Genomic DNA, 12,093 nt, shown 5'->3' with positions numbered 1-12,093 from the left:
GTAAAAAAGCCATCTGTCAGTTGACAGATGGCTTTTTTATGGACGACTTATTCATTGACCAGAATCGATCGGGTGTACGAAATGCCTGAACTTGTCGATAGCACTAATTTATAAACTCCTTTACCTATTGTACCTGTAGGCAACAAAAAGGCACCATCTGTGGGGATTACCCCTTGCATTACCATTCGGCCATCTACAGAATAAATCGTATAAACAGCACCTTTCAAATCTGAGACAGACTGTATGGTAGCGCCAGGACTTGCGATCGGGTTAGGATAAATTGACAGTCCACCATCTGAGGGTAAAATATATTGTACATCAGCTGATGGTGAAAGACACGTAATGGCTGGCGAATATTTCCTAGCTGCAGAAATCGAATACGTACCACTCGTGTTCACGCGTAGTTGACTACCTGTTTCAGCAAGGGTGCGTCCATCTTGCTTCCATATATAATCTATCCCTGTGGGCTTATTCGTTGCAGCAATAAAATATGGACTTGCTATCGCTAAGCTAGGCTTCGCTGGTAAGTCTAAAAAGGACACTTGCACGGAGGCAGATAGAGCAGATTTACAACCCAAACTATTTGTAATTGATACATTAAATGTGCCAGAATTTGTCACTTTGATTACTTTAAGCGTATCGTTTGTTGACCAGCGATAAGACCCGGAACCACCTGAGACACTTAACTCAACAGATCCACCTAGGCAAGCAATTAATTCACCTTTCGATAATACGACTGGGGCTTGCGGGGGAATTAAATTAGCAATCTCGAAAGTAGGCACGCTAAACTCATTTCCAAGTGCATCCTCGAATCGTAGTGAATATTTACCAGGACTTAACGTTTGCTTAGTTGCCTGTGTACTAATCACTGATGCAGCACTATTCAACCATTGTATTTTTGCAAAATTCGATTTAGTGGATACAACAAGTTCATTTGCTGGACCACATTGCAAAGTGATAGTTGGCAAAATAGCAGGCAAAATAGGCTTAGAACTTGCAAAGAAGGACGCATTTAATTTATCCTCCCATAAATCCGCCAATTGCCCATACACATTTGGTGTAAAGTGTACGCAAGAAGCATAGCTATCATTTGATCGAGGTATTTCTACTTGATCTGTGTTTGGGCCACTGTACACTTCTTCAAATAATCGATCGTTTACAAAAGCCCTTTGTGCAGATATTATTCCGTTATTAAACGAAACTGGAGAACATGTCGATCCATTATTTAAATAAGATGAAATTGCAGAAACCTCACTAATTATCCAAGGGATTGATATTCCAGTTTGTTTACGCAAATTAGAAACAATCTCTCCAAGATATTCTTTGAATTTATTTTCGCCAATATTATTATGATACGTATCTGTCTCACCTTGATGCCACAATATGGCACGAATACCCAATTTTAATCCATAAATTTCAGCTGCTCGCTTAAGATTAATGAATGGGAATCCGGCTGGATAATACAGGCCCGCTACCCAGGGATTTTCTGATGCAATGCCTCTAGAAGATTCTGCCCAATTTCGAACACTTGTTCCGCCCCAAGCAACGTTTAAAAAGCATACTGGAACATTTAATTTAGTTACTAATGAATCTCCTAACTGTGCCCAATAATATTTTGACAAAGCCATCGGACCTATTGCAGTCCTATTGGACATTTGAACAAAATCAGTAAGGGGGAAATCTAAATTATAGGTTCCTAAGAATCGATGATCTGTATTATTACTATCTTCTCCTAATTCAAAACTGTAAACATTCGCACAGTTTACACGGTCATCAGATGCACCTTTTTCATCTGGTCGCCAAACACCTTGTGCATTCGACTGCCCTGCAATAATGAAATTTTCACCCACACCCACACGCGAAAGTGCTGTTGAATCCAATGCCTTACCATTAACTAAGCTTCGAATCCACATGGTATACCAACCACCTTTAGCTTTAATTTGACCTTGAAAAAGTCCCCCCGCAGGATTCGAATCTAACGAAGTCCAATTGACCAAAGTTCCTTGGTTGGCCTGTACGGGCACCAACTTAACCTGCACGGATGTCGCGCTTACCGCACAATTCCCAAGAATAGAAAAACTGGCCTCATTTGCATTACTTCGCTGAAACACTTGTCGGTTATGCGGGTAGCTAATCGTTACTTGCGCGACAAGAAGGGTGGGCATTAAACAAAAAAATATACCTAAAATTCGTTTCATCATGAGAAATTGTGACTGCTAAATTACCAATTTTACCGAAATACTCAGGAGCTACAATGAAAAAAGTCGTACCGAATACTAATTCGGTACGACTTTAATCAAAAAAGCATTTAGCTTATTCTCCTACTACTGAGAAGGCTACTTTATGTTTAACTTCTTTATGAAGATCAAGCGTCGCAGTGTAATCACCCGTCATCTTAACTTCAGCATCAAAGGATATTTTCTTACGATCTACATCAAAGCCTTTTTCCTTCAACATCTCAGAGATTTGGATACTCGTAACACGACCAAAAATCTTACCACTATCACCCGCTTTCGCCGCAATAGTTAAACTCATTTCTCCAATCGCTGCTGCTAAATCAAAAGCATCTTGACGAATTTTCTCCACTTTGTGAGCCGCCTGCTTAATGTTCTCCGCTAATACTTTACGATTGGATGGAGTTGCCATCACAGCAAATCCCTGTGGGATAAGGTAGTTACGACCGTAACCAGCTTTTACAGGAACGACGTCGTTCTTGTATCCTAACCCAGCAATATCCGTTTTTAATATAATTTCCATCTTATTTACCAATCAAATGTTTATCAGGTTACCCCAGTTTATTTCATACCATCAGCCACATATGGCATCAAGGCTAAATGACGTGCACGCTTAATTGCTTGCGCCACATGACGTTGGAATTTCAAAGAAGTTCCCGTAATCCGACGAGGTAAAATCTTACCTTGCTCGTTTACCAACTTCAATAAATAGTCTGGGTTTTTGTAATCAATATATTGAATGCCAGCTTTCTTAAAACGGCAATACTTCTTGCGATTACTATTTTTATCTACAGGTTCGTTAACTAATGTCATCTTATGCTTCTGTTTTTTCTGGTTTTCTACCTACTAAACCTTTTCTCTTTTTCTCATTGTACAATACTGCGTGTTTATCTAACGCAGTCGTCAAGAAACGAATTACTTTTTCATCGCGCTTGTACTCAAGCTCTAATTTCGCGATAAACTGAGGATCCGCTGCAAATTCAAATATTTGATAGTAACCTGTGTGCTTGTTTTGGATTGGGTAAGCCAACTTACGTAAGCCCCAAGCATCGTCATGAACGATTTGCGCACCATTATCTACCAATAATTTTTTGAATTTTTCAACGGCGTCCTTTGTCTGTTGCTCAGACAAAACGGGAGTTAAAATGAACACCGTCTCGTAGTTTTTTAATTGCATACAAAATTGTTGTTTAAAAACTTAAAAAAAATTTGGATTGCAAAAGTATGAAAAATACATAACAATCAAAAACTTACAAGAAATAAATATGAATTATCGAACTTCGAACGAGCCCAATCCAATTAAAAAACCTTCCGCATACAACTCAATCTCATGCTTCCCATCGCGATAGGCATTAGGGCGCGCATAAATAAACTCCACCGACTGATGATTATTTTCATAGAAAATTCGCTGCTTCGCCGTGTAGGTAAGCTCTTTACCTTTGAACATCAGCGAACCGGAACCCAAGGAATAGTCAGATATAGTATTGCCCGTAGGCTCGATGATACGCAAATAAACTGTTTTGATTTCTTTGGAGGCCAATGGATTCATTTGCAAGTGAAACATTACCCGAATCTTTTCAATCCGTCTCGCCTTTTGATTCTGAGCACCTGACTCCTTACCTCGCGATGAAATCGCATACACATTGACTCCCTCAGCACGCAACGCAGCGGCAACCGTAACTTTCTCTGCTAATTCTTGATTCCGAACTTCCAAAACACGCGAACGCTCATTTAATTCCTTTTGTTTTACCCCAAATGTTAAACTCGAGTCACGCAATGCCTTTTGAACATTTGTCAAACCATCTTTCAAGAGCTGTGCCTCCCTACTCAATGAATCATTCCGCGCCAAAAGCACCCCATTTTCCCGACGTAATTTCTTGATTTCTTGATCCTTTTGACCCAACAACCGTAAATAATAGGCTAGCTTTTTTTGGAATTGCTCCTCACCCATTTCTGGATGTTCCTTTAATTCCTTCTGATCACCCAAAATTTGCAACCGAGCAGTCTCCAATTCTGAAATACGCCCACCTAATTTCTTGATTTGAACCATCCGAACCTGCAATTGCTTCGAAATTGAATCCAGGCGCTCCTGCGCATTGGCAACAAAATTCTCTTGATTAACGCCTAATCGATACCAATCAGGCTTATAAATAGTCATAACCAAGGAACCGCCCAGCAAAAGTACGACCATAGACAATAGCCATATGGTACGTTGCGCACGTTTCTCTTGTTCACTCATGGATTCGGAATTTGTCACTGATATTTCCTTTGTTTGGACTAAGCCTTGAAATCAAAAATAATAAATTAATTTTACTTTGCAATTTTCAACTCCCCCCGCATGTCTATCGCCAACGAAATTTCTCGTATTCAAAACGAACTCAAACCGTTTCCAACCCGACTAATTGTCGTAACAAAAACGCGTAATATCGCCCAACTTCTTGAAACACACGCAACTGGTGCATTGGATTTTGGCGAAAATAGAGTACAAGAAATGGTCGAAAAACACGCCCAACTGCCCGCTGACATCCGCTGGCATCAAATCGGCCATCTGCAAACAAACAAAGTAAAGTATATCGCACCGTTTATTCACTTAATCCATTCCGTTGATTCCCTGAAGTTACTTGCTGAAATAAACGCCCAAGCGAAAAAAAATAACCGAATTATCAACTGTCTACTGCAAATGTACATTGCACAAGAAGAAAGTAAATTTGGCCTAGACAAACAAGAACTTATCGATTTATTGAATGACCCATCCTTACCCGGACTCACCCATATCCGTATTGTTGGCCTCATGGGAATGGCAAGTTTTACCTCAGATCAAGCACAAATTACCCGTGAATTCAGCTCACTACAAGCTATTTTTCAGCACTTAAAAATGGAAAAATTAGGAGAATCAACGGGACTCGTTTCATGGGACGAACTTTCCATGGGCATGTCTGGAGACTATATGCTAGCCGCAGAACACGGATCTAGCCTCGTGCGCGTAGGTTCCGCGATTTTCGGCGAACGTAACTAAAAAATCCCGATCCATAGGACCGGGATTGAATATTAATTTAGAGGGCTATTTAGCGAGCCAACGACATAACCTCAAATTCCATGGTACCTGCTGGCGCTTGAATTTCTGCTTTCTCACCCACCTGCTTACCCAATAAGCCTTTCCCAAACGGGGATGATACCGAAATTTTACCTGCCCGAAGATCCGCCTCCTCTTCCGAGACAATTGTGTAGGTCACTTCCATGCCCGTCTTGGTATTTTTAATTTTTACAATCGAATAAATCGAAACCTTCGTTACATCGATGGTAGATTCATCCAAAACACGCGCATTGGAAATAACCGTCTCCATTTTAGATATTTTTAATTCTAAATGACCTTGCGCATCTTTCGCCGCATCATATTCTGCATTCTCACTCAAATCTCCTTTGTCCCGAGCCTCCGCAATCTGCTTTGCCATATCTGAACGTCCTTGAATCTTCAAATGATGCAATTCTGCCTTTAATTTTTCAAGGGTCTCTGCCGTGTAATATTGAAAATTTGCCATAACGAAGCGATTAATTTAAACGTATCTAAAAACAAAATAGAACGGCCTCCGACCGTTCTACGTAAAATATGTGTAGTTTTGTTTCGGATTCAGAACTAAAATAAATGTTGTTTAACTAACACGTAATCAGTTTTTTTTGAACTGCAAATGTAATCAAAAAATGTTTCCAAAAACCAAAAAACATTTTTTTCCATTCCATTCACATGATGCGCATTGTATTTTTTGGTACTCCTGATTTCGCGGTTGCTAGCCTCGAGGCACTCATTCAAGCTAATTTTAACGTCGTTGCCGTTGTCACCGCACCCGACAAGCCCGCCGGACGTGGCATGCAACTCCAATCTTCTGCCGTTAAGCAATTCGCCGAAACCCAAGGCCTACCCGTACTTCAACCCCTAAAGCTAAAAGACCCCGCATTCGTCGAAGAATTAAACTTATACAAACCCGACCTACAAGTAATTGTCGCCTTTCGCATGCTTCCCGAAGTCATTTGGAGCCTCCCCCCTTTAGGTACATTCAATCTACATGGATCACTTTTACCCAACTACCGCGGAGCCGCTCCAATTCACTGGGCAGTCATCAACGGGGAAACGGAAACAGGAGTTTCAACCTTCTTTCTCCAACAGGAAATCGATACAGGGGATTTACTATTCCAAGAAAAAGAACTCATTTCACCAACGGATACCACCGGAGACGTATATGAACGTCTGATGCGGAAAGGAGCCAAATTAGTTGTCAAAACGGCTCAAGCAATTCAGGCCAATGACTTCCATCCGCAACCTCAAGATGAAAGCAGCCCCATGAAAGCCGCGCCCAAATTACATCGAGAAACTGGCCAACTACATTGGTCAAAAACTGGGAAGGAAATTGGCAATCTGGTTCGCGGAATGAACCCATTTCCAAGCGCACATACTGAATTTCAAGGTAAAAATTGTAAAGTAATCTGCGTAGAATTTCATCCTGAGCCAATTCCCAGTCTGGGCATAGGGATTTGGGACACCGACCAAAAAACGTTTTTACGCGTTGGATGTAAAGATGGATATGTTAAAATCCTAGAATGGCAAATGGAAGGCAAGAAAAAAATGAAAATTGAAGACTTTTTAAGGGGCTATTCGTTTACTTTTTAGCCACGAACTCCCAGCGACCAAGTGCATAATAATACCCATTACTTCCACGTGGTTGCACATACACCCAGCCCGCCTGAGTATCCGCTAATACGTACGCTGACTCAGAAAATAGGTTGTTTTGAGGTGGGATAAGCGCATATTGGCATGCACAGATTTGGCCTACTTTTAACGTGTTTAAAGTCACCAATAATTCCCTTGTATCCTGTACATTCTCCGGTCGGCCCGCAGCATAAATACGCGCATAATGATCACGGTATTTTTCAAATTCAAAAGCCAAAAGCGGATATTGTTTAACTAAAGCAGCACTATTCACCAGGCGCTGTACATGTCCTGGATCCGGAAATCCTACAAAATCTCCTCCCCAAAATAGTCCTAGGGCTTTCGCCGCTTGCCCCATCTGGGAATACCGTGTGCTTCGACGTAAGTACCGCCCTCGCGAATACAAACCCACATCCGCTGCCAAATTAAAATTATGAAAAGATAACAATACCTTCGAACGCCCCATTGCATTTAATTGTTGCTGGCGCTTAAGGTTACGGATCGCTTGAACATAGCGCATGGCCCAACCTTTGGCACGAATATGTTGCAGTAACGAATCTTTTTGTGCAGAAAACGCTTGAATTTCAGGCTGTAAATAAGACGACCACAGCGAATCCAAAGCCGGATAATCAGCAACCAAACTCGCCAAATATAGTTTAGAAATCGAATCTGTGGGCATGACTTCCCGACCATTAATCTGCAATTGCATAGGCCCCGAAGCCCCATGGCTTTGCAACGTATCACGCTGACGATACATCGAGAACAAATCACGAACACCTAAGGTAGAAATGGATTGAGGCCGACAAACAATATGGACAGAATCTTCTTGTGCTTGACTAACCCAAGGCAGGAAAAGTAGTCCAATTACAAGAAATAAGCGCATTATTTGATTGGAATCACTAGCTGCTCACCGCGCAACGTTATGTCTTCTTTCTTATTATTTGCCTCCATAAGCGACTTTTTTGACACCTTGTATTTCTCAGCTACCACACGTAAAACATCTCCCGGACCAACCGTATGCATGGCTTTTATTTTAACTTTCACCTTCGATCCAGCCTTGATACCACCTGGATTCATGGCTTTCAATTGATCTTCAGTTAAGCCAAATCGAGTGGCAATCGACGATGCCGTTTCGCCACTGGCCGACTGAAAACTATAGGGTTTGCCTGTTGGCTCTTCTACAGTAGGTTCCGCCGGAACAACTTCCGCCTCAGCTTCTTTCTTTTGTTGAGCTAAATCTACCGATGAAGTATCTGCCGATTTGGTCGTATCCGATGCAATATCCATCGAAGAATCCACCACCATGGTTGTCGCCACATCTCCTAAATACGTTTCATCCTCATCCAAATCTTTTTCAGCTTTTACTAATTGATCCGTCTGCGGGCCTAAAAAATGCTCATAACCCACAAAAACAAGTCCTGCCAAAGTCGCCAATAAAATCAGTAATGTGATTGCCGGCAAATTAGAACTAGAACTTTCCTTAAAAAATGAAAATGGATTCTTCATAAATTACTTACTAGCTGATTTTGTTTGTTGGCTCATCTCCTCCACCTTCTCTACTAACTCAAGTTTATACGCTGCCAACTTAGCTGATAAATCCCCATTAGCTAATGCCAACATCTGCATGGCTAATAAGCCAGCATTCTTGGATGCATTTAAGGCAACAGTTGCTACAGGAACGCCGTTTGGCATTTGTAAAATAGATAGGATAGAATCCCAACCATCAATTGAATTAGATGATTTAACAGGCACTCCAATGACCGGTAAAATAGTCGCAGAGGCAATCATTCCTGGTAAATGCGCGGCGCCACCTGCACCGGCAATAATCACTTGAATACCTCTTTTTTGGGCATTTTGCGCGTAGTCCAACATCTTTACGGGTGTCCGGTGAGCGGATACAATATCCACTTCATAGGCGATACCAAAATCTTTACACACTTGGATTGCGTCTTGCATTACTGGCAGATCAGAGCTGCTTCCCATGATAATTCCGACCATATTTCAACGTTTAACTAATCACGCGGATTAGGTTTTTAACTTGATTTGCTTTCTCAATAATGGCGTCTTTCGAATCGCCTAGAATTGTAATATGTCCCATTTTGCGGAACGGCTTTGTTATTTTCTTTCCATATAAAAATGGAAAAACACCCGGAATTGCCAAAATATCAGCAAGTCCTTCGTATTTGGCAGGCCCCGTAAATCCTTCAGCACCTAAGAGGTTTAACATCCCAGCGTATCCAAATGACTTTGTACTGCCCAAAGGCAAGCCAGTAATTGCCCGTAAATGTTGCTCATATTGAGAACTCTCGTTCCCGCGAATCGTTTGATGTCCCGAATTATGCGGACGTGGAGCAATCTCATTAATTAAGACCTGCCCATCTTTTGTCAAAAACATTTCGACCGCTAGAACACCCACTAACTCCAATTTATTGATTAAATCTACGGCAATCTTTTCAGCCTGTTTTTCGATGCTAGCTGATATATCCGCGGGCGAAAATAAGAATTCTACTAAATTTTGCTCGGGGTGGAAAACCATTTCAACAGCTGGAAAAACGACTGTTTCTCCTTGTGGATTCCGGGCAACAATCACGGCTAATTCTTTCTCGAAGTCAACCGCCTTTTCTAATAAGCCAGGAGCATCAAATCCTTTGGATACAGATGCGCCATCTGCAATATATTGTACCCCTTTCCCGTCATAACCACCTTTACCAAGTTTGTGAAAAGCAGGCAAAAAATCAATATGTTGGCTTAATGAAGCCTGATTATCCGTCAATATAAAATCGGCCGTCGGAAAACCATGATCTTTAAAAAACTGCTTTTGCAAGCGTTTATCTTGAATCATCTGTAAAATATGTGGCTGTGGATAAACCTTTTTTCCTTCGGATTCCAACTGCTTTAATGCGTCAATATTAACATGCTCGATCTCAATACTAATCACATCGTATTTCTGACCAAATCGATAGACCGTTTCATAATCCTGAAAAGAACCTTGTTGGAAATTTGGGGTTAAGTGATGACATGATGCTTCCGGATCTGGATCAAGACATGCGATTTGCAGGTCTAAATCAATAGCGGCTTGAAGTAGCATACGGCCTAATTGACCGCCTCCTAATAAACCGATGGAAGGCAACGCTTTATACATAATTTGGAATAGAATGGGTAAAATTACGGCTTTTGTTTTACCTTTGGAAATTATTTACCCTCGCAAACAAAGAAATATCAAATGACAAAGCGCACAATGATCCTAATAGGATTTTTAGCCTTCGCAATCGCTAGCCGATTTTTAGTTGTATTCAATCCCGCTTGGGCTAATTTTTCCCCGATTGCCTCGATGGCACTGTTTGCAGGAGCCTATATATCGAATCGTTATCAAGCCATTTTATGGACGATTTTACCGATTTGGATTTCGAACATGATTTTAAATAACCTTTTCTACAGCCAATATTTTGATGGCTTTTCATGGGGAATCGACTTGGTACAAGTTGGCCTACTCGCACTCGTACCCTTCATTGGTTCACGCATCAAATCATTCGGTGGTTTTATCGGCGGAAATGTAGCTACTGTTTTAGGTTTTTTCATCCTTTCTAATTTCGCTGTTTGGGCGGGAGATGCGATCGGATATGGTTTTACTTCAGGAAATGCAGTGGTTTATGCCAAAGATTTGTCAGGCTTGGTTGCATGTTATGCCAATGCACTTCCATTTTTAAAGAATTCCATTCTTAGCCAATTCGTCTTTTCAGCCGTTTTGTTTGGCGGATTTGAATTTGTGAAATCAAAAAGTTTAGCCTTGCAAAGTCGCTAAAATTTAAAGGGTTTACATTCGGATTTTTTTAATCTTGTTTGTAAACTTTGCCTTCGCGCATCACAAATTTCATTTTCAAAATGTCTTCCATACGCTGGGTGGGATCTCCATCCACGGCGACAATGTCGGCAAATTTTCCAACCTCAATCGAACCAATAATATCTGATTGACCTAATAAATCGGCGGCTGCAACCGTAGCTGATTGAATGGCTTCCATCGCTGGCATACCCGCTTCGTGCATCAAGATAAACTCATTTAAGTTTTTACCGTGACCAAATACACCTGCATCCGTACCAAAAGCGATTTTAACACCTGCCTTATAGGCTTTCCCAAATGTGGATTGGATAATCGGCCCAATCGTTTCCGCCTTTTTCTTCACCATTTCTGGGTAATAATTGGGGATCTTAGCTGAATCCGCCACGGAACGTCCTGCTATGATCGTAGGCACATAATATGTTCCATGCGCTTTCATTAATTCCATTACTTCCGGAGTCATGTACGTTCCATGTTCAATCGAACTTACACCGCCCAAAATCGCTCGCTTCATACCTTCAGCTCCATGGGCATGAGCAGCAACTTTATATCCATAATCTTTTGCCGTTTGAACGATTGCTCTGACTTCTTCTTCTGTGAATTGGGCTCCCATACCGTCTTTGGCGTAGCTTAAAACACCTCCGGTCGCTGTGATTTTGATTAAATCAGATCCTTCTTTGTAGCGCTGACGTACCGCTTTCGCTGCATCGGATAAGCCATTAACGACACCATCCTCAGGCCCTAAATCCTTTTTAAACGTTTCATTTAATCCATTTGCATCATCCGCATGGCCACCCGTCGTCGCGATGGCAACACCTGCTGTAAAAATTCGAGGACCATCTACGATACCTTTATTGATTGCATTACGCAAACTGATCACCACATGCGAACCACCTAGATCACGCACCGTCGTGAAACCAACGTTTAATGTTTTCTTTGCGTGCACAAGGGCTTGATAGGCTACGTCACCCGGATTTTTAGTAAATCGATCCAAATACGCATTGGGATTTGTTTCACTTTCCATGTGCACGTGCATGTCAATTAAACCAGGCAAAACGGTCTTATTTTTCAAATCAATAATTCGATCTAATTTCCCAGCAGCAAGATATCCCGCCTGAACACTTTGAATCTTTTTGCCTTCCACCACGATGGTATAGGCAGTTTGTACTTTTCCGGCCTTCACATCGACCATTTTTCCACAGTATAACAGCGTTCTCTGCGCGAAAAGGGCGATTGGGGACAGTAATGCGAGTAGTAAAATTTGTTTCATTTTATAAGGGGTCTTTGGGGTAACGCTGCCGGGGTCTTCAACCCCGGCAGCG

14 protein-coding genes are annotated in these 12,093 nt (G+C 41.5%); 3 read left to right on the top strand and 11 right to left on the bottom strand.

The genetic code is table 11. The features are described 5' to 3' along the window. Positions 1-47: 47 nt before the first annotated feature. The 5 genes from ACIQ6T_RS05650 to ACIQ6T_RS05630 form a co-directional block, all read right to left on the bottom strand. Positions 48-2,201 carry a sialate O-acetylesterase gene (locus tag ACIQ6T_RS05650; protein ID WP_395784936.1) on the bottom strand — a complete coding sequence of 718 codons (2,154 nt, stop codon included), beginning with the start codon at positions 2,199-2,201 and terminating at the stop codon, positions 48-50. A 112-nt stretch (positions 2,202-2,313) separates the two neighbouring features. Then, positions 2,314-2,757, bottom strand: a complete 444-nt coding sequence (gene rplI / locus ACIQ6T_RS05645; protein WP_395784935.1) for a 50S ribosomal protein L9 — start codon at positions 2,755-2,757, stop codon at positions 2,314-2,316. Between the two features lie 38 nt (positions 2,758-2,795). Further along, on the bottom strand, positions 2,796-3,047 hold the full coding sequence (gene rpsR, locus ACIQ6T_RS05640) for a 30S ribosomal protein S18 (RefSeq protein ID WP_395784934.1): 252 nt from the start codon (positions 3,045-3,047) through the stop codon (positions 2,796-2,798). 1 nt (position 3,048) lies between these two features. Continuing rightward, a complete protein-coding gene (rpsF, locus tag ACIQ6T_RS05635) occupies positions 3,049-3,411 on the bottom strand; it encodes a 30S ribosomal protein S6 (protein WP_395784933.1) in 363 nt (120 codons plus the stop codon). 93 nt (positions 3,412-3,504) lie between these two features. Beyond that, positions 3,505-4,473 carry a hypothetical protein gene (locus tag ACIQ6T_RS05630; protein ID WP_395784932.1) on the bottom strand — a complete coding sequence of 323 codons (969 nt, stop codon included), beginning with the start codon at positions 4,471-4,473 and terminating at the stop codon, positions 3,505-3,507. A 99-nt stretch (positions 4,474-4,572) separates the two neighbouring features. On the opposite strand from ACIQ6T_RS05630, the gene ACIQ6T_RS05625 reads away from it, so the two are divergent. After that, positions 4,573-5,250: a YggS family pyridoxal phosphate-dependent enzyme gene (locus tag ACIQ6T_RS05625; protein ID WP_395784931.1), complete on the top strand. Its 678-nt coding sequence runs from the start codon at positions 4,573-4,575 to the stop codon at positions 5,248-5,250. Between the two features lie 49 nt (positions 5,251-5,299). Here the strand turns inward: ACIQ6T_RS05625 and greA are convergent, their stop codons facing one another. Further along, positions 5,300-5,773: a transcription elongation factor GreA gene (gene greA, locus ACIQ6T_RS05620; RefSeq protein ID WP_395784930.1), complete on the bottom strand. Its 474-nt coding sequence runs from the start codon at positions 5,771-5,773 to the stop codon at positions 5,300-5,302. Between the two features lie 203 nt (positions 5,774-5,976). Here greA and fmt point away from each other — a divergent pair, with 203 nt between their 5' ends. Beyond that, the gene (fmt, locus tag ACIQ6T_RS05615; protein ID WP_395784929.1) at positions 5,977-6,897 is read left to right on the top strand and encodes a methionyl-tRNA formyltransferase; all 921 of its coding nucleotides are present in this window, start codon (positions 5,977-5,979) and stop codon (positions 6,895-6,897) included. Here the strand turns inward: fmt and ACIQ6T_RS05610 are convergent. From ACIQ6T_RS05610 to ACIQ6T_RS05595, 4 genes are read right to left on the bottom strand one after another with little or no spacing between them, the layout of a single operon-like run. Next, the gene (locus ACIQ6T_RS05610; protein ID WP_395784928.1) at positions 6,887-7,819 is read right to left on the bottom strand and encodes a M15 family metallopeptidase; all 933 of its coding nucleotides are present in this window, start codon (positions 7,817-7,819) and stop codon (positions 6,887-6,889) included. The two genes, fmt and ACIQ6T_RS05610, sit on opposite strands and share 11 nt — an antisense overlap. After that, entirely contained in the window at positions 7,819-8,442 is a 624-nt protein-coding gene (locus tag ACIQ6T_RS05605; protein WP_395784927.1) for a LysM peptidoglycan-binding domain-containing protein, read from the bottom strand. Before ACIQ6T_RS05605 ends, ACIQ6T_RS05610 begins: the two co-directional genes overlap by 1 nt. Positions 8,443-8,445: 3 nt before the next feature. Then, a complete protein-coding gene (gene purE / locus ACIQ6T_RS05600) occupies positions 8,446-8,934 on the bottom strand; it encodes a 5-(carboxyamino)imidazole ribonucleotide mutase (RefSeq protein WP_395784926.1) in 489 nt (162 codons plus the stop codon). Between the two features lie 10 nt (positions 8,935-8,944). After that, positions 8,945-10,078 (bottom strand): 5-(carboxyamino)imidazole ribonucleotide synthase, encoded by a 1,134-nt coding sequence (locus ACIQ6T_RS05595; protein ID WP_395784925.1) that lies wholly within the window; start codon positions 10,076-10,078, stop codon positions 8,945-8,947. Positions 10,079-10,159: 81 nt separating this feature from the next. On the opposite strand from ACIQ6T_RS05595, the gene ACIQ6T_RS05590 reads away from it, so the two are divergent. Beyond that, positions 10,160-10,738 carry a DUF6580 family putative transport protein gene (locus ACIQ6T_RS05590; protein ID WP_395784924.1) on the top strand — a complete coding sequence of 193 codons (579 nt, stop codon included), beginning with the start codon at positions 10,160-10,162 and terminating at the stop codon, positions 10,736-10,738. Positions 10,739-10,766: 28 nt separating this feature from the next. Here the strand turns inward: ACIQ6T_RS05590 and ACIQ6T_RS05585 are convergent, their stop codons facing one another. Continuing rightward, a complete protein-coding gene (locus ACIQ6T_RS05585; protein WP_395784923.1) occupies positions 10,767-12,041 on the bottom strand; it encodes an amidohydrolase family protein in 1,275 nt (424 codons plus the stop codon). Positions 12,042-12,093: the final 52 nt, after the last annotated feature.

The organism is Aquirufa sp. (assembly GCF_044377215.1).
Classification (GTDB): Bacteria; Bacteroidota; Bacteroidia; order Cytophagales; family Spirosomataceae; genus Aquirufa.
This window is presented reverse-complemented; position numbering and strand designations above follow the sequence as displayed.

Bases quoted from the DNA above. Each gene is read 5' to 3' on its own strand.
- ACIQ6T_RS05650 (WP_395784936.1), bottom strand. From the start codon at position 2,201: ATGATGAAACGAATTTTAGGTATATTTTTTTGTTTAATGCCCACCCTT.
- rplI (WP_395784935.1), bottom strand. From the start codon at position 2,757: ATGGAAATTATATTAAAAACGGATATTGCTGGGTTAGGATACAAGAAC.
- rpsR (WP_395784934.1), bottom strand. From the start codon at position 3,047: ATGACATTAGTTAACGAACCTGTAGATAAAAATAGTAATCGCAAGAAG.
- rpsF (WP_395784933.1), bottom strand. From the start codon at position 3,411: ATGCAATTAAAAAACTACGAGACGGTGTTCATTTTAACTCCCGTTTTG.
- ACIQ6T_RS05630 (WP_395784932.1), bottom strand. From the start codon at position 4,473: ATGAGTGAACAAGAGAAACGTGCGCAACGTACCATATGGCTATTGTCT.
- ACIQ6T_RS05625 (WP_395784931.1), top strand. From the start codon at position 4,573: ATGTCTATCGCCAACGAAATTTCTCGTATTCAAAACGAACTCAAACCG.
- greA (WP_395784930.1), bottom strand. From the start codon at position 5,773: ATGGCAAATTTTCAATATTACACGGCAGAGACCCTTGAAAAATTAAAG.
- fmt (WP_395784929.1), top strand. From the start codon at position 5,977: ATGATGCGCATTGTATTTTTTGGTACTCCTGATTTCGCGGTTGCTAGC.
- ACIQ6T_RS05610 (WP_395784928.1), bottom strand. From the start codon at position 7,819: ATGCGCTTATTTCTTGTAATTGGACTACTTTTCCTGCCTTGGGTTAGT.
- ACIQ6T_RS05605 (WP_395784927.1), bottom strand. From the start codon at position 8,442: ATGAAGAATCCATTTTCATTTTTTAAGGAAAGTTCTAGTTCTAATTTG.
- purE (WP_395784926.1), bottom strand. From the start codon at position 8,934: ATGGTCGGAATTATCATGGGAAGCAGCTCTGATCTGCCAGTAATGCAA.
- ACIQ6T_RS05595 (WP_395784925.1), bottom strand. From the start codon at position 10,078: ATGTATAAAGCGTTGCCTTCCATCGGTTTATTAGGAGGCGGTCAATTA.
- ACIQ6T_RS05590 (WP_395784924.1), top strand. From the start codon at position 10,160: ATGACAAAGCGCACAATGATCCTAATAGGATTTTTAGCCTTCGCAATC.
- ACIQ6T_RS05585 (WP_395784923.1), bottom strand. From the start codon at position 12,041: ATGAAACAAATTTTACTACTCGCATTACTGTCCCCAATCGCCCTTTTC.